Here is a 20604-nt window from a genome sequence, read left to right as displayed (position 1 = left end):
GAGGGAGAAGAGCTACTCCGTCACGGGCTTGTCGGAGACCTGCCAGTCCTTGCCGTTGAAGGTCGAGATGAACAGCGTTTTCATGGGCGTGTAGTCGTCGGGCGTGTAGTTGTAATTGACGCCGTCGAGGAAGAACGGCGAATGGAAGCCGTTGAGGTTCGACGCCTGCTTCAGCACGTTCGCGCGCGTCAGATCGTCGCCGCAGCGGCGCAGGATCTCGGCCATGGTTGCGGCCTGGCCATAGCCCGCGAAGGCGATGGTGTTGTCCGGATCGATGCTCGGCAAATAGGCCTTGCGCAGCGCGTCGAACGCCATCACGTCCTTATCCGCCTCCCAGGGGCCGGGCCCGGCATCCTTGGAGTAGCGGATCGCGACGATGCCGGTGGCGTTCTCGAGTCCGGCGGCACTGAGGATCGAGCGGCCGGTCGAGCCGGCCGACAACAGCTGCAGCGGCTTCCAGCCGAGTTCGGCGACCTTGCGGATCGACTGCGACGACGCCTTGCCGGTGGAGATATTGTAGAAGACGTCCGCGCCCGACTTCGACAGATTGATGAGCTGGGAGTCGACGGTCGGATCGGTCAGATCGTAGGTCTGCTCCATGATCACCTTTGCGGTGCCGCCGGCGTCTTCCAAAACCTTCTTGAAGGGCCCGAGGAAGTCACGGCCGAAATCGTCATTCTGATAGAGAATGCCGACCTTGGCATTCGGCTTCACGCTGAGGACGTGCCGCGCCAGGATGCGCGCTTCGGTCGGATAGAGCGGCAGCCCCGCCATGGTCCATTTGAACTCTTTCGGATTGTTCCACTTCGACGCGCCGGTGTTGAGCAAAAGCTGCGGCACCCCCTTGGAGTTCAGGTATTTGTGCACGGCGGTCTGCGGCGCGGTGCCGAGCGAGCCGTAGAGCGCGAGCACCTCCTCCTGCTCGACCAGGCGCCGCGTCGCCTCGACGCATTTCGGCGCGCTGTAGGCATCGTCCATGGTCAGGAACTTGACCTTGCGTCCGTTGATGCCGCCCTTCTCGTTCAGCATCTGGAAATAGGCTTCCCCGACGCGCCCGAGCACGCCGTAGAGCGAGCCGGGGCCGGAATGCGGCACGGTCTGCCCGATCTTGATCTCGGTGTCGCTGGCACCGGCATCGTATTTCTTCTCCGCGGCCCAGACGTAGGGCGCGGGCAAGGCGGATGCCGCGATGGTGGCGAGCGCGGCGGCGCTGAAATCGCGCCGTGATGGATTCCTGGTCATTATTTGTTTCTCCCTGGCAAGGACATTGTGCTGGCATCGCGGCACGTGTCGCAAGTGGGAAGTCGCCGCTTTGCGACGCAATGACGCTCAAAGCGTCGCGTATAGCGCCTAGACTCAAGTTTTCTCGGCGACCACGACGAGGCCGCGCACCGGCTCGTTGTTCTCGATGCGTGGCGAGGCGGACTCCAATGTGAGGAGCTGGAGGCCGGCCTTCGCCATCGCATCGCGCACATATTCCGTCGAATGGGCATAGCGCAGGCCTTCGCCGAGAACGATGCCGCTGCCGTCATGCGTCTCCAGCGTGAAGGCAAGCACGCCATCGGGCGCGAGCACGCGCCTGGCTTCGCTGAGCACCGGCCCGAGATCGGGGAGATAGACGAACGCATCGGCAGCGACGACGAGGTTTGCACTCGCATCACTCCTGGCGCGCAGGCCTTCGATCATGTCGGCGACTTCGAGCTCGGCATAGAGGGCGGTTGCTCGCGCCTCCTTGACCATGCCGGGCGACAGATCAATGCCGATGAATTGGTCGACCTGTTTTGCGAAGGCGGCGGCCGCCAGCCCGGTACCGCATCCGAGATCGATGGCGCGCTTGAATAGGGCGGGCTTCTTCGCGGCGACGCGGGCAGCCACCACCGCCTTGAAGATCAGCGACGGCGCGCGATAGTCGAGATCGTTGATCAGGACGTGCTCGAAGCGCGGCGCGTATTGATCGAACAAGGCCTGCACATAGGCCTTGGGCATCTCGGACAATTGCGCGGCGCCGAGGCGTATCAGATGCAAATGGGCGCCATGCCGATCGCTCGCGTCTGATTCGCGCGATTTTCGAAAGGCCGCAATGGCCTTGTCGCGCTCGCCGAGTTGCGCGCGAATTTCGCCGAGCGTGAACCAGGCCGAGGTGAAATTCGGCGCGAGCTCGATGGTCTGCTCCAGCAGATCGGCGGCGGCCGGCAGATCGCCCTTGAGCTGGAGGTCGCGCGCGAACTCGAAGCGGCGGTCGGCCATGAGATCGCCGGAGGTCAGGAACAGGCGCAGGGGCATTGGGGGAACCAGAAAGCGAAGCGGGCGGGTGACTCGAACACGCGGTGGCGCAACCTATATAGCAGGCATGCGTCCGCAAGACATCCTGCTGCCAGTCGCGAGCGGCCTGTGCTGCAAGCCCGGCGGCTTCCACATCGACCCCGTCCGCCCGGTCGAGCGCGCCGTGATCACCCACGGCCATTCGGACCACGCCCGCGCCGGCCATGGCGCGGTGCTGGCGACGCAGGAAACGCTGGACATGATGCGGCTGCGCTATGGCGATAACTTTGCCGGATCGACGCAAGCGATCCGCTATGGCGAGGAGATCCGGCTCGGCGATATCAGCGTGAAGTTTCATCCGGCCGGCCATGTGCTCGGTTCGGCGCAGGTCGCGGTCACCTGCAAAGATACCTGCATCGTCGCCTCCGGCGACTACAAGGACGCCTCCGACCCGACCTGCACCCCGTTCGAACTCGTGCCCTGCGACGTCTTCATCACCGAGGCGACGTTCGGGCTGCCGGTGTTTCGCCATGGCGATGCCGCCGACGAGGTCAAGAAGCTGCTGGCGTCGGTGGCGCTGTTTCCCGAGCGCGCGCATCTCGTCGGCGCCTATTCGCTCGGCAAGGCACAGCGCGTGATCGCGCTGCTGCGCCGGGCGGGCTACGACGCGCCGATCTATCTGCATGGCGCGATGGAGAAGATCACGCACTACTACCAGAGCCGCGGGATCGAGCTCGGCGAGTTGCGGCCGGTGAAGGGCGTGAAGAAGGCGGCTCTCGCCGGCACCATCACGCTGGCGCCGCCCTCGGCGACCTCCGATCTCTGGACCCGGCGATTTCCCGATCCCGTCACCGCATTCGCCTCCGGCTGGATGCGGGTGCGCGCCCGCGCGCGTCAACGCGGCATCGAGCTGCCGCTGGTGATCTCGGATCATGCCGATTGGGACGGTCTCACCGCCACTATCGCGGCGACCGGCGCCGGCGAGATCTGGGTCACCCACGGCCAGGAAGACGCGCTGGTGCATTGGTGCCAGAGCAAAGGTTTGCGGGCACAGCCGCTCGATCTCGTCGGCTATGGCGACGAGGAGGAGACCGAGACGCCGCTCGCTGACGAGGCCGAAGCATGAACCGCTTCGCCGAACTTCTCGACCGCCTCGCCTACGAGCCCGGCCGCAACAACAAGCTGCGGCTGATCACCGGTTATTTTCGCGAGGTCGCCGATCCCGACCGCGGCTATGCCCTGGCCGCGCTGACCGGCGCGCTGAGCTTCAAACACGCCAAGCCCGCGCTGATCCGCGACCTCATCGCGTCGCGCACCGATCCGGTGCTGTTCGGATTGTCCTATGATTATGTCGGCGATCTCTCGGAGACGGTGGCGCTGATGTGGCCGCAAACGGCGATGGCCGCCCACAACAATCCACCGCCGCCAACCCTGACCGAGGTCGTCACCACCCTGCGCACGCTCGGCAAGACCGAGCTGCCAAAGCAGCTCGAACGCTGGCTCGACGAGCTGGATGAAACCGGCCGCTGGGCGCTCTTGAAGCTCGTCACCGGCGCTCTGCGCATCGGCATTTCCGCGCGGCTTGCCAAGACCGCGGCCGCCGCGCTCGGCGACAAGGACCCGCATGAGGTCGAGCTGATCTGGCCCGGTCTCGCGCCGCCCTATCTCGAGCTGTTCGCCTGGCTGGAAGGCCGCGGCGACAAGCCGGTCAATCGCGATCCCGCGCCGTTCCGCCCGGTGATGCTGGCGCATGCGATCGAGGACACCGATTTCGCTGCGCTCGATCCCGCCGACTACATCGCCGAATGGAAATGGGACGGCATCCGCGTGCAGGCGGTGGCGGGCCGCGACGAACGCGGCCACATCACGGCGCGGCTCTATTCGCGCAGCGGCGAGGACATCACCGGCAGCTTTCCGGACCTGGTGCCGGCGCTGCGCCTGCCGGGCGCCATCGACGGCGAGCTTTTGATCCTGCGCGAAGGGCGCGTGCAGAGCTTTAACGTTCTGCAACAGCGGCTCAACCGCAAGGTCGTGTCTCCGAAGCTGATCAAGGAGTTTCCGATTCATCTGCGCGCCTACGATCTGCTCGGCGACGACGAGAACGATCTGCGCGAGTTGCCGTTCGCGGAGCGGCGCGAGCGGCTTGAGACCTTCATCGGGAAGCTCGACGATCCCCGCATCGATCTCTCGCCCACCGTTCCGTTCGCAAGCTGGGAGGCGCTCACCGCCGCACGCGCCGATCCCGCGAGCGCCGGTGCGGGCGACGACGCGGACGCCGTCGAAGGCGTGATGCTGAAGCGGCGCGATGCGCCCTATCTGCCGGGACGGCCGAAGGGACAGTGGTGGAAGTGGAAGCGCGATCCACACATCATCGACGCCGTGCTGATGTATGCGCAGCGGGGACACGGCAAGCGTTCGTCCTATTATTCCGACTACACTTTCGGCGTCTGGACCGAAGGCGCGACCGGCGACGAACTGGTGCCGGTCGGCAAGGCCTATTTCGGCTTCACCGACGAGGAGCTGCTCCAGATCGACCGCTTCGTCCGCCGCAATACCACGGAAAAGTTCGGCCCCGTCCGCCACGTCGTGCACGAGCCGGACAAGGGGCTGGTGCTGGAGGTCGCCTTCGAGGGGCTGCAGCGCTCGCCGCGGCACAAATCCGGCGTCGCGATGCGCTTTCCCCGCATCAGCCGGTTGCGCTGGGACAAGCCGCCGCGAGAGGCCGACCGGTTGGAAACGCTGGAAAAGATGCTGAAAACGGAGGCGGCCGAGGTTGAAGCGTGAGGGGAGACGGAGATCGGCCCGAGTGCCACCACGAAGGCAGTGCGCCCCCTCGCCCGCTTGCGGGAGAGGGCTGGGGAGAGGGTATCTCCGCAGTGGGATTCCCCAAGAGGCGAAAGCCCTCACCCGCGCCTTCGGCGCGACCTCTCCCGCGAGCGGGAGAGGTTGCAGCCAGCCCGCGGCCGCGCTTGCCCGGATTAAAATGCCGTAAGCCGATTGACGCGCCGTTGCGGGTTCCCCATGTCCCCCGCCGTGCCCTATAATAGGGTCGAATCCCCTGAGGAGTTTGAGATGGCCCACGACGTCAGAGATTTGCCGGCCGGCCGCAGTGACGGCCTGAACCGCTTTCTCGGCGGCTCGCCGCTGGCGGTCGCGTTTCGCCTGGTCCTGCTCTCGATCCTCGTCGGCGTTGTGCTGGCGGCGATCGGCTTCGATCCCTGGAATATCATCAACAGCATTCGTCTCTTGTTCCAGCGGTTGTGGGATCTCGGCTTCGATACCGTGAACTGGCTGTGGCGCTACTTCCTACTCGGCGCTGTCATCGTGATCCCGATCTGGCTGCTGATGCGCGTTTTCGGCGCGCCGCGCCGGTAAGGATTTGGGAGCTAGCGGCCGATGCAATTGCGCTTTGTCGGCTGCGGCGACGCCTTCGGATCCGGCGGCAGGCTCAACACCTGCTTCCACGTCTCGGGGCGCGAGGCCAACTTCCTGATCGATTGCGGCGCGTCGGCTCTGCCGGCGCTGAAGCGACTCGAGATCGACCGCAATGATATCGATCTCATCCTGATCACGCATTTCCACGGCGACCATTTTGCCGGACTGCCGTTCTTGCTGCTCGACGCGCAATTCTCGCGGCGGACGCGGCCGCTCACGATTGCCGGCCCCAAAGGCATCGAGACGCGGCTGCATGCGGTGATGGAGGCTCTGTTCGAGCATTCCTCGAAGACGAAACAGCGCTTCGAGCTGTCCGTCGTCGAACTCGCGCCCGAGCAACGCCGAAGCTTCGGCGCGGTGACGGTGACGCCCTATCCCGTCGTGCACGGCGAATCCGGCGGGCCGTTCCTCGCCTATCGCGTTGAAGCCGAGGGCCGCACGCTGGCCTACAGCGCCGATACCGAATGGACGGAGACGCTCATTCCGCTGGCGCATGGCGCGGACCTTTTCATCGCCGAAGCCTATATGTACGAGAAGGTGGTCAAGAATCACCTCAGCCTGAAGACCTTGGAACAGCATCTTCCCGAAATCGGCACAAAACGCCTCATTCTCACCCATATGAGCGACGACGTGCTGTCGCGCCTCGACGACATCGCCCATCTCGCCGCCGAAGACGGCATGGTGCTCGTGTTCTGACATGCACGCACCCGTTCACTTAGGGATCGGTTCCCGTCAGGTCTTCGCCATCGCAGGTCCCGCGATGGTCGCGAACCTCACCACGCCGCTGATCGGCGTGGTCTCGACCACCGCGATCGGACGGCTGGACGACGCCGCGCTGCTCGGCGGCGTCGCCATGGCGTCCGTCATCTTCGACTGCCTGTTCTGGCTGTTCGGGTTTCTGCGCATGAGCACGCTCGCCTTCACGGCGCAGGCGCTCGGCGCCGGCGAAACGCGCGAGCTGACCGCGATCCTGGTACGCGGCTTCATCGTCGCCGGCCTGATCGGCGTGGCGCTGATCGTGCTGCAACTGCCGCTGGCCGCCGCACTGTTCGACCTGATGGGCGGCAGCGAAGGCGTCACGCGCGCGGCGAAAACCTACTTCGTGATCCGGATCTGGTCGGCGCCGCTGGCGCTCGCCAATTACGTCATACTCGGCTGGCTGGTCGGCCAGGCCCGCGCCAATCCAGCGCTCGCGCTCCAGGTCGTCATCAATCTCGTCAACGCGGCGGCGACGATCCTGCTGGTGCTGGTCTATGACACCGGCATCGCGGGTGCAGCGATCGCAGCGCTGCTGTCGGAAGCGGCCGGATTCGGGCTCGGCGTGATCGTCTGCCGCCGCTATGCGGACGGCGGGTTCGCGGTGCCATACGCAGCCCTGTTCGACCGGGCCAAGCTGATGCGGCTGCTGGCGGTGAACTCCGACATCCTGATCCGCACCGCGGCGCTGATCGCCGTGTTCCTGTTTTTCACCGCCAAGGGCGCGCGGGCCGGCGACGTCACGCTGGCCGCCAATTCCGTGCTCAACAACTTTCTGCTGGTCAGCGCCTTCTTTCTCGATGGACTTGCAAACGCAGCCCAGCAGCTTTGCGGCCGTACTCTCGGCGCACGCGACGCCAAGGGATTTGCGGATTCGACCCGGCTGGTGCTGCTATGGGGGCTCGGCTTCGCGCTGGTCGTATCAGTGCTGTTCGCTTGGTTCGGGCCGCACCTGATCGATTTCATGACGGCGAGCGAGGCCGTCCGCCGCGGCGCACGCGAATTCCTGCCATTCGTCGTGCTCGCGCCCATTCCCGGCGTGTTCGCCTTCGGCTTCGACGGCATCTATATCGGCGCGACCTGGGCGCGCGAGATGCGCAATCTGATGCTGGCCTCGCTCGCGATCTTCCTCGCCGCATGGTGGGCGCTGCAATCGTTCGGCAATGCCGGACTGTGGAGCGCGCTGATTGCCTCCTACGTCTCGCGCGGCGGCTTGCAGGCCGCGCGCTATCCGGCGCTGTACAGGAAGACGTTCTCGAAGCAGTCGCTGTAACGCGTAGCCCGGATGGAGCGCAGCGTAATCCGGGATCGTGCCACAAGTGAGACTTTCCCGGATTGCGCTGCGCTCCATCCGGGCTACGCGGCGAAGAACTACATCCCCGGCCAGTCCTCCGCCGTCAGCGTCGCGGCATCGGCGCCGACGATCTCGGACAGCGTATCCCGTCCCGTGCGCAATAGCGTGGACGCGAGGTCGCGCTTGATCTCGTCGACGAGGCCGAGGCCCTTGTAGACCAGCGACGAATAGAGCTGGATCAGGCTCGCGCCGGCGCGGATCTTCGTCAGCGCGGCGCCGCCCGAGTCCACGCCGCCGACGCCGATCAGGGGGAATGCGCCCTCGACGCGCACATAGGTCTCCGCGACCATCCGCGTCGACAGCCGGAACAGCGGCCGGCCGGACAGGCCGCCCTGCTCCTTTGCGCGCATCTCCTCGCGCAACGTGCTCGGCCGCGCGATCGTGGTGTTCGACACGATCATGCCGTCGACCCGACGCGAGCGCGCGACCTGCACGACGTCGTCGAGCTGGGCGAGGCTGAGGTCCGGCGCGATCTTGAGCAGCACCGGCGTGTCGCCGGCCTTCTGGCGCACCCGCTCGCGCGCGTCGATCACCTTGGCGAGGAGATCGTCGAGCAGCGCGCCTTCCTGCAGATTGCGCAGGCCCGGCGTGTTCGGCGAGGAGACGTTGACGGTGAAATAGCTCGCCACCGGCGCAAAGGTCTCGATCAGCTTGACGTAATCGTCGACGCGATCCGGCGAATCCTTGTTGGCGCCGACATTGACGCCGACGATGCCGCCGTGCTGCGCGCGCGCTGCGAGCCGGCGCAGCGCGACCTCCGCGCCGTCATTGTTGAAGCCCATGCGGTTGATGACGGCCTCGTCGCGCTCCAGACGAAACAGCCGCGGCCGCGGATTGCCGCTTTGCGGCTTCGGCGTCACCGAGCCGATCTCGACGAAGCCGAAACCGAGCCGCAGCAGCGCATCCGGCACCTCGGCGCTTTTGTCGAAGCCCGCGGCCATGCCGATCGGATTGGGGAAGTTGAGTCCGAAGGCGCGCACCGCGAGCTTGGGATCGTCGGGCCGCGGCTTGACCGGCGGCAGAAAACGCAGGCCCTGGATCGCGAGGCGATGCGCATCCTCCGGATCGAGCCAGCGCAACACCGGCAGCGAGAAAGCGTCGAAAGCGCGGATCACGGGGCAAGCTCCGGAACATCGTGGCCGCCGTCGGAGCGCGTGTTGAGGCTCATCACCGCAATCACCGCGCCGAGATCGAGCTCGCCATAAAGATGCGGAAACAGCTCCTCATTGCGCGAGCGCTCCCAGCGCAAGCCGGCTCCGAGCGCCTCATCGTCGAGCTCGACCAGGAACAGTGCCCGCTGGCCGAAGAAATGCTTGCGCAAGGTCTCGGGAACCTGGGCAGCGGTCGACAGATGAATGAAACCGTCGCGCGAATCGTCCGCACTGCCGCGGTAGACGCCCTCTCGTTCCGCCTCGCGCCAGGCCGAGGCCGGACAGATTTTGTAGATCTTGACCACCGCTTACGCAGCCCTGTTTGCTCGTTGAGTCTTTTGGGTTTTTTCGTCTCGTGCGGGTCGCTGAAACCCCGGCGCGACCGTAATGGCCGCCCCCTCTGAACTCAAGACTTAGAGCCATTTCCGCTCCGATGAAATCGGAACGGGCTCCAAATTCTCGTTTTGACGCGTTTTACTGCCGCGAAGCGGTATCCACTTCGCTTGAAAACACGCCCGCCGCCCCCTTGCGCGAAAAACGGAAAACCGGTTGATTTGAGGATAGTTTTCCTGAGTTGCGACGGGCTGGACCCTTCCATGGTCAGACAGGCCAAAGCGCAGAGGATGCTGACTCATGACCAGATCTGGGTCGCACTGGATCGGCTGGCGGCGCGCGCCGGCTTGTCGCCGTCCGGCCTCGCCAAGCGCGCCGGGCTCGATCCCACCACCTTCAACAAGTCCAAGCGCGTCACCTCCGACGGCCGCGAGCGCTGGCCCTCGACCGAATCGATCGCGAAAGCGCTGGCGGCGGCAGATTCGTCGATCGACACCTTTGCCAGGCTGGTCGGCGACGAGGCAGGCGACGGCCGCTCGGTGCCGCTGCTCGGCTTCGCGCTGGCGGGGGCGAGCGGCGCCTTCGACGAGTCCGGCTTTCCCATCGGCAAGGGCTGGACCGAATTTGCGCTTCCCACCGCCGAGGACAACCACAGCTTTGCGCTGCAGATTTCCGGCGGAGCGCTACAGCCCGCCTATCGCGACGGCGACGTCATCCTGGTCTCACCCGGCGCGCCGATCCGTAAAGGGGATCGCGTGGTGGTGAAGACCAAAGCGGGCGAGGTGACGGTCGCGACGCTGAAGCGCCGCACGGCGAAGGCGCTGGACTTGCAGCCGCTCGATGCGGCGCAGGCGGAGCGGACGATAGCGGTGAGCGACGTTGCGTGGATGGCACGGATCGTTTGGACGAGCCAGTGAGGGTGCTCCGCTGTCATTCCCCGCGAAAGCGGGGAATCCAGTACGCCGCGGCGTCTCGGTTCAGTCACGGCGGTCTCTGGAATACTGGATCGTCCGCTTTCGCGGACGATGACAGTGAGTGTTGGACTTACGCACTCCTTGCCAGCGCGCCGTCGATCATGTTCACGGCGTTCTGCACGCCATACACCGCGACAAAGGAGCCGAAGCGCGGGCCCTTTTCCTGGCCGAGCAACACCTGGTAGAGCATGTTGAACCAGTCGAGCGTCACGCCGGGACGGCCGTCCTTGCCCTTCTTGACCTGGTCGAGGAACGGCTCGCGGCGGCCGATCTCGTAGACGACGTTCTGGATGTCCTCGGCCGATGCGTCCTGCGCGAGTTGCGATAGCGCGTCGCGCAGATCCTGGAGCGCGGCGCGCTCGGTCTCGGTCGGTTCGCGAAACTGCTTCGTCGGCGCGACGAAGTCGCGATAATAGTTGATGGCATAGCCGACCATCGCATCGAGCTTCGGGTGCGTCTGCGGCGACACGCCGGGACGGTAGCGGCCGATAAAACCCCACAGCGTCGCGGCATTTTCCGCGTTCGACGACGACACCAGCGTCAGCAAGAGCTGGAACGTGACGGGCATATCGAACTTCGGCGGATGGCCGTTGTGGACATGCCAGACCGGATTGCCGAGCTGCTGCTTGGCGTCCTGCTTCGCAAAGCCGTCGATGAACTGCTGGTAGTCGTCGACATTGCGCGGGATGACGTCGAAATACAGCCGCTTGGCCGCCTTCGGCTCGCGATACATGAACAGCGACAGCGATTCCGGCGAGGCATAGCGCAGCCATTCGTCGATGGTGAGGCCGTTGCCCTTCGACTTCGAGATCTTCTGGCCCTTGTCGTCGAGGAAGAGCTCGTAGTTGAAGCCTTCCGGCGGCGTGGCGCCGAGCGCCCTGGCGATCGCGCCGGAGAGTTTTACCGAATCGATCAGGTCCTTGCCGGCCATCTCGTAATCGACGCCGAGCGCGACCCAGCGCATCGCCCAGTCGGCCTTCCACTGGCACTTCACGTTGCCGCCGGTCACCGGCGTCTCGACTTCCTGGTTGGTATCGGGATCGACATAGGTCACCGTACCGGCCGCAACGTCGCGGCGTATCATCGGCACCTGGAGCACGACACCGGTGGTCTTGCTGATCGGCAGGAACGGCGAATAGGTCGCGCGGCGGTCGGGTCCGAGCGTCGGCAGGATGATCGCCATCACCTTGTCGTAGGCCGCGAGCATCTTGAGCAGCGTCGCGTCGAAACGGCCGGACGTATAGTAGTCGGTCGAGCTCGCGAATTCGTAGTCGAAGCCGAAATGATCGAGGAAGGCGCGCAGCCGCGCATTGTTGTGGTGCCCGAACGACGGGTACTCGTTGGAGAACGGATCCGGCACGCGCGTCAGCGGCTTGCCGAGATGCGCGGCCAGCATCTCCTTGTTGGGGACGTTGTCGGGCACTTTCCGAAAGCCATCCATGTCGTCGGAGAACGCGAGCAGGCGCGTCCTGATCTTGTTTTCGGTCAGCACATGGAAGGCATGCCGCACCATCGAGGTGCGCGCGACCTCGCCGAAGGTGCCGATATGCGGCAGGCCGGACGGGCCGTAGCCGGTCTCGAACAGCACTTCGTCCTTCGGACTTTTCTTCAGCCGCGCGACAATGGCCTTCGCCTGCTCGAACGGCCAGGCGTTGGATTGTTCGGCGAGCGAACGCAGATCGCTCGGGTTCGCGGCAAGATCGACAACGGACATCTAAGAGGCCTCCGGGGCCGCGGAAAATAGCGATTTCCGGGCAGAATGCAAAAGTTCGTGCGGCTGTCGCCGCGCTTGCTCCCTCGCCCCGTTCTTACGGGGAGAGGGTTGGGTGAGGGGCTGCTTCCACAATCACGGTGAGAGTTGGACTCGCGGAGAGTCCCCCTCACCCGGATCGCATCGTTAGATGCGATCCGGCCTCTCCCCGCACGCGGGGAGAGGCGAAGAAAGCTAAAACGGGCTCACCGAAAAATACCGCAGCCACAGATCGGTATAGCGGCCCTTTTCCCAGACACGGAACATCGCCCAGTTCAGGGCCTGGCGCAGCACGTCGTTGCCCTTGCGGACGGCGATGCCGATGCCTTCGCCGAAGAAGCGGCTCTCGACGAAGGGGCCGCCGGAGAAGGCGCAGCAATCACCGGAATCGGTGCCGTTGATCCAGAACGCCAGCGCGATGGCGTCACCGAAGATGAAGTCGACCTCGCCCTTGCGCAAGGCGGTGCGCAGGGCATCGTCGTTGGGATAGGGGTGCAGCTCGGCGTCGGTGAACATCGCCTTGAGATAGGCTTCATGCGCAGAGCCGGCGATGACGCCGACCTTCTTGCCCTCGAGATATTCGGGCCGGATCTCCGGCATCACCGCGTCCTTGCGCGAGGCGAAGCGCGCCGGCACGCGGTAATAGGGATCGGTGAAGTCGACGCGGGCGCGGAGCTGCGGGCTCACCGCCATCGAGGCGATGATGGCATCGCCCCGGTTGGAGGCGAGCGCGTCCACCAGCGTCTCGAAGCGGCGCATCTGCACCGTGCAGGTGACCTTGATCTCCTCGCACAGCGCGCGGGCGAGGTCGACGTTGAAGCCGGCCGGATTGCCGTCGGCGCCGGTATAGTTGAACGGCGGATAGTCAGTCTCGGTCAGGAAGCGGATCACGGTCAGGCGCGACAGGTCCGGACGCTCCGGACGCCGCCGCGGGTCCCAGAAGCCCGGCACGGCCTGGGGGGCGGCTTGCGGCGCGACCTGCGGCGCCGCTTGGGGGGCCGCTGGAGGCTGCTTGGCCGGGGCCTGCGCCTGCGCGCCGGGCAGGCCTGCGAACAGGCAAACGCCGACGGCCAGCCCGGTCAGCAAGCCACGGGCGGGTTTGGACGATTTCGCCTGTTGCGATGGAGCCATCGGCTGAAAATGAACGAATTTCGTTGGGATCGGAGGGCCTTATAGACCATCCGGCCGGGAACGCGAGCAGGGATTGTGGCCAGGGTGCGCTCCCTCCCCCGCTTGCGGGGGAGGGTCGGGGAGAGGGTGTCTCCGCAGGCGAGAGCCCCTGCGTGGAGAGAGCCCTCACCCGGCGCGTTGCGCCGACCTCTCCCGCAAGGCAAGCGGGAGAGGTTACACCGAGCCTCGTCGCCCGACTTCCCAGAAAACGAGCCTACAGATACCGCTTCAACTCCACCGCGGCCTCTTCCGGCGTGCGCTTCAGGTTGAACGGCGAGACGAACCGGCCGTCGCGGTCCATCAGATAGATCAGCGCGGTGTGGTCCATGGTGTAGTCGCCGTCCTTGGTCGGGACCTTCTTGGCGTAGACCCGGTAGGAGGTGATCACCTTGGCGGTCTCGGCGGGATCGCCGGAGAGGCCCTCGAGGTGCGGGTCGAAGCTCGACAGATAATCCTTCATCGCCGCCGGCGTATCGCGCTCGGGATCGACCGAGATGAAGACGGCATTGACCTTGTCGGCGTCCTTGCCCATCGCGCGCAGCACTTCCGAGAGCTCGAACAGGGAGGTCGGGCAGACGTCGGGACAATGGGTGTAGCCGAAGAAGATCAGGGTCGGCTTGCCCTTCAGGTTCTTGTCGGTGACGGCCTTGCCGTTCTGGTCGGTGAGCTGGAACGGGCCGCCGATCGCGGCCGGCTGCGCCACCTTGCTGACCCCGCCCATGGCCCAGAATACGATCAGAAGCCCAACGACGAGGCTTGCAGCGAAGGCGGTCGCGATCACCAGCGGACGGGCGATGGAGCTCATGAGCGAAAAACTTCCTGTCGCGGGTCAGAAGCAGGCGGCAAAGCCGGTCCTGATCATTTCGAAGAACACCTGGCTGCCGTAGGGGAACCAGAGCGCGAGCGCGCCGAGCACGACCAGACCGCCGGTGCCTGCACCCGCCAACAGCAGCACGAACGGCATCCGGCCGGCAGTGGGCGGATTGTCCGATACAGGATGGGCGGAGTGCAGTGGTTGAGCCATGACACGATCGGGGCGAAGGCCGGGGTTCCCGAGCGTTCAGATAAGCTTTGACCCGCCTGCGGGCAAGGCGCCGCTGGCTGGCAAACAATCCCGTCAGGCCGAGGATGTCAGTGCAGGAGCTGGCCCCGGGCGGATTCGAGCTGGTCCGCTTGCGGGAGTGGCACGCGCGACGGCTTGTTGGCCGAGGCCTGCGCGTCGAGGTAACAGGGCTTGTACATGGCCTGGAGCTGCCTGCCCTTCAGGAACAGCATATGCGGAGTGAGGCCGCCGCGCTGGTTGATCCAGCGTTTCACCTGCGACGGATACATCGCGTAGAGCATCTGAGTCGCTTCGGAATTGGTGACCGCGCGGCCGTTGGTGCCGAAATCCCAGGCAGCGTGGAAGCCCAGCGTCGCGTGCGAAGTCACACAGATGCGGTCATGCGGGATGGCGCCGAGGACGATGGTGCAGGCAGAGGCGCAGAGACCGTCGATGATGACGGTATCGCCCGATTGTCGCAGATCCTGGTATCTGTCGACGTAGGTTCCGATCCGGCCGCCGCGGTCATCCGCGATCCGGACCACCGCCTGAGAAGCCCCCATGCTCGCGATCAGGAGAACCGCCGCAAGCAACCCCGTCAGAAACTTCATTGGCCCCCGCCCCAGTCGAATTCGAATCTGCGTGTCAGGTGGTGATGCCCCGTTAGGGTCTGTCGTAACCGCGGCTTTGTCTAGGCATGCCGGCTCGCTCAAAACAAATTCAAATCCAGTGTTGCGTCCGCGCTGCACTCAGGCCCGCTTCGATCCCAAAGTGGAACAAGTTAACGAACTCTTACGCGCCAGGCCCTTGATCTCAGTTGCAACCGCTGGCTTCAATCCGGGTAACTACAGGGGGGAACCTGTGGAGGGGGAAACACATGGCCGAAGAGACAGACGTCATCGTCGTCGGTGCAGGACTATCGGGACTGGTGGCTGCAACCGAGATCGCGGATGCGGGCAAGCGCGTGATCGTGGTCGACCAGGAGGGCGAGCAGTCGCTGGGCGGCCAGGCGTTCTGGTCGTTCGGCGGATTGTTCCTGGTGGATTCGCCGGAGCAGCGTCGGCTCGGCATCAAGGACTCCTTCGAGCTTGCGATGCAGGACTGGCTCGGCACCGCCGGCTTCGACCGCGACGAGGATTTCTGGCCGCGCCAATGGGCCGAGGCCTATGTGGCATTCGCCGCCGGCGAGAAGCGCGACTGGCTGCGCGCGATGGGCCATCGCATCTTCCCCGTGGTCGGATGGGCCGAGCGCGGCGGCTATGACGCGATGGGCCACGGCAATTCGGTGCCGCGCTTTCATGTCACCTGGGGCACCGGGCCCGGCATCGTCGAGCCGTTCGAGCGCCGTGCGCGCGAGGCCGTCGGAAGCGGCCGGCTGAGCTTCAGGTTCCGCCACCGCGTCGATGCGCTCTCCATCACCAACGGCACGGTGGGTGGCGTCAGCGGCGCGATTCTCGCCCCCGACAATGTCGAGCGCGGCAAGAGCTCGTCGCGCAACGTCGTCGGCGAGTTTGCGTTGAAGGCGCAGGCCGTGATCGTCGCCTCTGGCGGCATCGGCGGCAATCACGAGCTGGTGCGGCAGAACTGGCCGAAGCGGCTCGGTGCGCCGCCGAAATTCATGATCTCCGGCGTGCCCGAGCATGTCGACGGCCGCATGATCGGCATCACCGAGAAATCAGGCGCGCGGCTGATCAACCGCGACCGCATGTGGCATTATGTCGAAGGCATCCAGAACTGGAATCCAATCTGGCCGCGCCATGGCATCCGCATCCTGCCCGGCCCCTCCTCGATGTGGTTCGATGCCACGGGCACGCGATTGCCGGCGCCGCTCTTTCCCGGCTCCGACACGCTCGGCCAGCTCCAATACATCATGTCCACCGGCTACGATTATTCCTGGTTCATCCTGACCCAGAGCATCATCAAGAAGGAGTTTGCGCTATCGGGATCGGAGCAGAACCCCGACCTCACAGGCAAGAGCTGGCGGATGACCTTGCGCCGCGCCACCAACAAGGGCGCGCCGGCGCCGGTGGAAGCGTTCAAAAGCCATGGTGTCGACTTCATCGTGCGCGACAAGATCGAGGATCTCGTTGCGGCCATGAACAAGCTCACCGGCAGCGAGCTGCTCAAGCTCGAGCACATCAAGATGCAGATCGAGGCGCGCGACCGCGAGATCGCCAACCCTTACGTCAAGGATGCGCAGGTGATGAACATCCACAATGCGCGGCGCTATATCGGCGACAGACTGATCCGCACCGCATCGCCGCACCGCATCCTCGATCCCGCGCAAGGACCGCTGATCGCGGTCAAGCTCAACATCCTCACCCGCAAGACGCTGGGCGGCTTCGAGACCGACCTCTCTTCGCGCGTGTTCGGCGAGGAGGGCAGCGTCATTCCGGGCCTCTATTCAGCGGGCGAAGCCGCCGGCTTCGGCGGCGGCGGCGTGCACGGCTATCGTTCGCTGGAAGGCACGTTCCTCGGCGGCTGCCTGTTCTCGGGCCGCAATGCGGGCCGCGCCGCGGCGAAGGCGGTCGGCTAGATCATGCGGCGGTGGATGCGCATCGCGGCGTTTGTTGCGGCATCGGCCGCCGCCTCGGCTGCGTCCGCCGATACGATCGACATCGACGGCGTGAAGCGATCCTACACTGTGCAACTGCCGGCGAAGCGGCTTGTGCCGCTCGTGGTCGTGCTGCACGGCAACACCCAGCGCGGCGCCGACATGATGACGCGAACGGCGTGGCCGCAGGTCGCAAAGCGCGAAGGGTTTGCCGTGGTCTTTCCCGATGGCCTCAACCACGCATGGGCCGACGCGAGGACCAAGGCAGGGCCCGCGCTCCGTGGTCCGCCCGCGGGCACCGACGACGTCGCCTTCATCGCAAAGCTCGTCGAGAAGCTGGTTGCGAACGGCACCGCGGACCCTCACCGCGTCTATGTCACCGGCATCTCCAATGGCGGCGCCATGGTGATGACGCTCGTCTGTGCCCGCGCCGATCTGTTTGCTGCCGGCGCGAGCGTGATCATGAATCTCACTGATGAGGCCGCAGTCACCTGCCATCCGTCGCGGCCGCTGCCGATGCTGCTGATGAACGGCACGGCCGACCCGCTGGTCCCCTACGAGGGCGGCCGCGGATCGAGCTATTATGCCGCGGACGGGTTCTGGTCCACCGACGAGACGCTGGCGTTCTGGCGCAAGCTCAACGGCTGCGAGACCGATAACGCCGACATGACCGATCTGCCCGACAGGGCGCCCGCAGACCAGTCCACGGTCACGCGGATCTCCTCGCGCTGCCCCAGCGGGCACGACGTCGTGCTTTATCGCATCAATCAAGGCGGTCACCGCATGCCCGGATTTTCTCCGGATGCCCGCTTCCCCAAGGTCGCAGCCGGCTTGCTCGGGGGGCAGAACGGCGACATCGACGGCGCCGAGACGATCTGGACATTCTTCAGCCGGTTTCCTTAAGCGCGGCGCATGCATTGCCGGCGACGCATGCGCCGCGGGCAACGCATGCGTGCCCGGCAACGCATGCGCGCCCGGGGTGGCATAGCGCAAGGCGCTGCGCTAGACAGGGCCGCCATTCAAAGGAGACACCCCAATGAGCATTCAGCGTCTTGAAACCGGCCCGCGCATGAGCCAGGTCGTCGTGCACGGCAACACCGTCTATCTCGCCGGTGTCGTCGCCAACAATGCGGCCGGCGAAAGCGTGACGAAGCAGACCCAGGCCATCCTGGCGACCATCGACGGCCATCTCGCCAAGGCCGGCACCGACAAGTCGAAGCTGCTGTCGGCCACGATCTACATCACCGACATGAAGACGTTTGGCGAGATGAACGCGGTGTGGGACGCCTGGGTCTCGCCCGGCAACACCCCGGCGCGCGCCACCGTCGAAGCCAAGCTCGCGGCGGCGCAATACACCGTCGAGATCATGGTCACCGCGGCGAAGTAACTCCGGAAAATTCACGCGCGCTGATGACCTCCGAGGTAATCGATCAGCGCGCGTGAACCTTCGATAGTCAGGGTCGGCCGAACAACACGGCGCCATCGAAGGAGAAGACCATGACCGACCCCATCGCCATCGCCCGCCGCTACATCGATCTCTGGAACGAGCGCGCCGCCAGCCGCCGTCGCGAACTGCTCAGCGAGAACTGGACGGCGGATGCGAGCTATGTCGATCCCCTGATGAAGGGCGACGGCCATGACGGCGTCGACGCCCTGATCGCAGGCGTGCAGCAGCGCTTTCCGGACTTCAAGTTCAAGCTGATCGGCGAGCCCAACGGCTACGGCGACCATGTCCGCTTCAGCTGGGGCCTCGGCCCCGACGGCGTCGACAGCCCGATCAAGGGGACAGATTTTGCCGTGCTGAAGGACGGCCGCATCAGGAGCATCACGGGATTTCTGGACCAGGTGCCCGCGGGCGCGTGAGGACACGCTGCTCGTTGCTGCGCCCTCTCCCCTTGTGGGAGAGGGCATCTACCGCGCTCCCTTGCACTCAGGTCCTATCCGCGCCACCTTGCTTGGCCGCTTATTTTGAGTTGTGCCATGTTTTGCACCCTCTGGACCGCCTCATGTTCACAATATACGAAGAAATCGAGGGAGCTTGGGCAGCAGCCTACAGGGACATCCAACTGAGTCAGGACGAACGAGGGACGTTCACCGAATTTCTCGTGGATGAGGAAGAGCAAGCCCGAACGAAGGCTGTTGTTGATCTGCAGCCGTGGCTAGCCATCCTTGAACTAGGTATCGAATGGCTTTCCTATGTGCATGTCGCACTAACAAACGGTCTAAAAGACGAGTCTGGCCACAGCCGATACCGGGCGACTTGGGCACTCGTTGGCTCCGCCGTTTCTTTTGGTCTTTCTATCCGGCTGTTGTGTATATCCGGGTTCGACACGCCTGCTCGCGCGCTATCGCGCAGTTATACGGAAGCACTTTTGCTGTGCTTGGCCGTGCTCGACGATCCAAAGATGGCCGACGCTTTTGTGACTTCCGAGACCGACGACCAAGTCAAAACCTTTTGGCATTCGATAGCGTCGCCCAAGAACCTTCACAAAAAGATCATCGAAATCGAAAGGAAGTCGGGATTGTCTCCGGCGGAGATTGACTCGATGACCTCGTGGCGTCGTGAAGAATACGAAGTGCTGTCGCAATCGTCGCACCTCTCTTACACGGCATCCGTCCTGACTAGCAGGACGCAGCCGCTGGGCGAAGCCGAAGAGAAACTGGCCATTGGTATTTGGGGTATGGCGTCCGAGTGGTCGCACAGAACCGTCTTTTACGCTGCTGCGACGACGTGGTATTTCTCTCGGTACAGCTATCCCCATTTGATCGGCCAACAACCTTCCGAGGGACTGCTTACCTTCGACCGGGGCGATGAATGGCAGCGCAAGATCGTGTTGGGACGCGACGTTCTCGACGGTTTGGTATCGAGGCACTGGAAGCAGTAACGGTTGAGGGGTGGCAATGGTCAGCGTTGTGACGAGCGATGAAGCACATTCTCTGTTCATCGCTGGACACGGCATTAGCGTCGATTGTACTTTCGAACTGGCGTCAGGGGTGTTCGTTGAACCGATAATGCACAGTTTCGAGATGCAAGACGCGGCGGATGGCTGCGCGCATTTCGCCGACTACTCTGCTGTTATCACCGGGCGTGAGCTGGCGGACTTCTCCCTCAGGATCGAAAGCGAGCAATCGGGCAAAGCGCTGGCAGCAAAAGGATGGAACGCTCTCTGGAATTTTCACCTGTTCTCGCTAGCCGCTCAGTCACCAGTCTGCTCGATCTTTTCCGTGACGCCCGGTACTCGCCCCACCTTCGCTGCAGCAAATCGCAACATCTTGATGCGGCGTTTAGCCGACGCGAAGAAGATCAGTGCGGAACGTTTGGTGTGGGCACGCGACAATAAGAAGGCTTTCGAAAGCCTGATAGGAGTGCCCGCGTTCAGTCAGGCGATGCGCTGTTACGGGAATTCGCACTACCTCTTCGACGCCGATATGCGGATCATGCTGTTGTGGTCTGGGATCGAGGGACTTCTGTCGGTTGATGGCGAACTCACGCGGAGAATTGCGCTTTACGCCGCCCTGATGATCGAAGGCGACCACGAGGAAAAGGCGAATTGGTTTGCAGAGGTAAAGAAGGCCTACGGAGTCCGGTCCAAAGCCGTTCATGGAGGAGCGGTCAACGAACCAATGCTCCAAGACGGCTACCAGCAGGCAAGCCGTATTCTAGTGAGGCTGCTAGCGCGATGTGTCGAGATCGGCCGAGTGCCAAAAGCCGCAGAGTTGGACGCACTCGCCCATCGTTCGACGTGGTCATGAAACCGGCAATGAGGGTTGCCGCCGGGAACCGCATGCAAGGGACGCTGGACGGACGCAAGCTCACATTTCC

The 20604-nt window shown here is 64.5% G+C and carries 21 protein-coding genes; 12 read left to right on the top strand and 9 right to left on the bottom strand.

What is annotated here, in order from left to right:
* Positions 1 to 12: 12 nt before the first annotated feature.
* Entirely contained in the window at positions 13 to 1242 is a 1230-nt protein-coding gene (locus QCM77_RS20815) for an ABC transporter substrate-binding protein (RefSeq protein ID WP_279668535.1), read from the bottom strand.
* A gap of 114 nt (positions 1243 to 1356) precedes the next feature.
* Complete coding sequence (locus QCM77_RS20810) at positions 1357 to 2283, bottom strand: methyltransferase domain-containing protein (RefSeq protein WP_279684664.1); 927 nt, start codon at positions 2281 to 2283, stop codon at positions 1357 to 1359.
* 67 nt (positions 2284 to 2350) lie between these two features.
* Between QCM77_RS20810 and QCM77_RS20805 the strand changes: the two genes are divergently transcribed.
* From QCM77_RS20805 to QCM77_RS20785, 5 genes are all read left to right on the top strand, one after another.
* Entirely contained in the window at positions 2351 to 3388 is a 1038-nt protein-coding gene (locus QCM77_RS20805) for a ligase-associated DNA damage response exonuclease (protein ID WP_279684741.1), read from the top strand.
* Positions 3385 to 5046, top strand: coding sequence for an ATP-dependent DNA ligase (locus QCM77_RS20800; RefSeq protein ID WP_279684663.1), 1662 nt, complete (start codon positions 3385 to 3387; stop codon positions 5044 to 5046). The genes QCM77_RS20805 and QCM77_RS20800 overlap by 4 nt, the downstream gene beginning before the upstream one ends.
* Positions 5047 to 5334: 288 nt before the next feature.
* Complete coding sequence (locus QCM77_RS20795; RefSeq protein ID WP_279684662.1) at positions 5335 to 5637, top strand: DUF6460 domain-containing protein; 303 nt, start codon at positions 5335 to 5337, stop codon at positions 5635 to 5637.
* A 21-nt stretch (positions 5638 to 5658) separates the two neighbouring features.
* The gene (locus tag QCM77_RS20790) at positions 5659 to 6393 is read left to right on the top strand and encodes an MBL fold metallo-hydrolase (protein ID WP_279668531.1); all 735 of its coding nucleotides are present in this window, start codon (positions 5659 to 5661) and stop codon (positions 6391 to 6393) included.
* A 1-nt stretch (position 6394) separates the two neighbouring features.
* A complete protein-coding gene (locus tag QCM77_RS20785; protein ID WP_279668530.1) occupies positions 6395 to 7726 on the top strand; it encodes an MATE family efflux transporter in 1332 nt (443 codons plus the stop codon).
* A gap of 98 nt (positions 7727 to 7824) precedes the next feature.
* Here QCM77_RS20785 and QCM77_RS20780 read toward each other — a convergent pair whose 3' ends face one another.
* On the bottom strand, positions 7825 to 8922 hold the full coding sequence (locus QCM77_RS20780; RefSeq protein ID WP_279668529.1) for a quinone-dependent dihydroorotate dehydrogenase: 1098 nt from the start codon (positions 8920 to 8922) through the stop codon (positions 7825 to 7827).
* The gene (locus QCM77_RS20775) at positions 8919 to 9263 is read right to left on the bottom strand and encodes a DUF952 domain-containing protein (protein WP_279684661.1); all 345 of its coding nucleotides are present in this window, start codon (positions 9261 to 9263) and stop codon (positions 8919 to 8921) included. The genes QCM77_RS20780 and QCM77_RS20775 overlap by 4 nt, the downstream gene beginning before the upstream one ends.
* Positions 9264 to 9554: 291 nt before the next feature.
* Here QCM77_RS20775 and QCM77_RS20770 point away from each other — a divergent pair, with 291 nt between their 5' ends.
* On the top strand, positions 9555 to 10208 hold the full coding sequence (locus QCM77_RS20770; RefSeq protein ID WP_279668527.1) for a S24 family peptidase: 654 nt from the start codon (positions 9555 to 9557) through the stop codon (positions 10206 to 10208).
* 127 nt (positions 10209 to 10335) lie between these two features.
* Here QCM77_RS20770 and QCM77_RS20765 read toward each other — a convergent pair whose 3' ends face one another.
* The 5 genes from QCM77_RS20765 to QCM77_RS20745 all read right to left on the bottom strand — a co-directional run bounded on the left by QCM77_RS20765 (position 10336) and on the right by QCM77_RS20745 (position 14838).
* Entirely contained in the window at positions 10336 to 11979 is a 1644-nt protein-coding gene (locus QCM77_RS20765; protein ID WP_279684660.1) for a lysine--tRNA ligase, read from the bottom strand.
* A 231-nt stretch (positions 11980 to 12210) separates the two neighbouring features.
* Positions 12211 to 13146 (bottom strand): ABC transporter substrate-binding protein, encoded by a 936-nt coding sequence (locus tag QCM77_RS20760; protein ID WP_279684659.1) that lies wholly within the window; start codon positions 13144 to 13146, stop codon positions 12211 to 12213.
* A 253-nt stretch (positions 13147 to 13399) separates the two neighbouring features.
* Positions 13400 to 13990: an SCO family protein gene (locus QCM77_RS20755; RefSeq protein WP_279668524.1), complete on the bottom strand. Its 591-nt coding sequence runs from the start codon at positions 13988 to 13990 to the stop codon at positions 13400 to 13402.
* A gap of 24 nt (positions 13991 to 14014) precedes the next feature.
* The gene (locus tag QCM77_RS20750; RefSeq protein ID WP_279684658.1) at positions 14015 to 14209 is read right to left on the bottom strand and encodes a hypothetical protein; all 195 of its coding nucleotides are present in this window, start codon (positions 14207 to 14209) and stop codon (positions 14015 to 14017) included.
* A gap of 107 nt (positions 14210 to 14316) precedes the next feature.
* Positions 14317 to 14838, bottom strand: a complete 522-nt coding sequence (locus QCM77_RS20745) for a Clp protease/crotonase-like domain-containing protein (RefSeq protein ID WP_279668522.1) — start codon at positions 14836 to 14838, stop codon at positions 14317 to 14319.
* 266 nt (positions 14839 to 15104) lie between these two features.
* Between QCM77_RS20745 and QCM77_RS20740 the strand changes: the two genes are divergently transcribed.
* From QCM77_RS20740 to QCM77_RS20715, 6 genes are all read left to right on the top strand, one after another.
* Positions 15105 to 16763 (top strand): FAD-binding dehydrogenase, encoded by a 1659-nt coding sequence (locus QCM77_RS20740; protein ID WP_279684657.1) that lies wholly within the window; start codon positions 15105 to 15107, stop codon positions 16761 to 16763.
* Positions 16764 to 16766: 3 nt separating this feature from the next.
* Positions 16767 to 17684, top strand: coding sequence for a CE1 family esterase (locus QCM77_RS20735; RefSeq protein ID WP_279684656.1), 918 nt, complete (start codon positions 16767 to 16769; stop codon positions 17682 to 17684).
* 133 nt (positions 17685 to 17817) lie between these two features.
* On the top strand, positions 17818 to 18168 hold the full coding sequence (locus QCM77_RS20730) for a RidA family protein (protein WP_279668519.1): 351 nt from the start codon (positions 17818 to 17820) through the stop codon (positions 18166 to 18168).
* Positions 18169 to 18278: 110 nt separating this feature from the next.
* On the top strand, positions 18279 to 18644 hold the full coding sequence (locus QCM77_RS20725) for a nuclear transport factor 2 family protein (protein ID WP_279684655.1): 366 nt from the start codon (positions 18279 to 18281) through the stop codon (positions 18642 to 18644).
* Positions 18645 to 18787: 143 nt separating this feature from the next.
* Positions 18788 to 19666, top strand: coding sequence for a hypothetical protein (locus QCM77_RS20720; RefSeq protein WP_279684654.1), 879 nt, complete (start codon positions 18788 to 18790; stop codon positions 19664 to 19666).
* A gap of 16 nt (positions 19667 to 19682) precedes the next feature.
* A complete protein-coding gene (locus QCM77_RS20715) occupies positions 19683 to 20534 on the top strand; it encodes a HEPN domain-containing protein (protein WP_279684653.1) in 852 nt (283 codons plus the stop codon).
* The last annotated feature ends 70 nt before the right edge of the window (positions 20535 to 20604 follow it).

The organism is Bradyrhizobium nivariense (assembly GCF_029846695.2).
Taxonomy (GTDB): Bacteria; Pseudomonadota; Alphaproteobacteria; order Rhizobiales; family Xanthobacteraceae; genus Bradyrhizobium.
The sequence above is the reverse complement of the archived record's forward strand: the minus strand, read 5'-3'. Positions and strand labels throughout refer to the sequence as shown.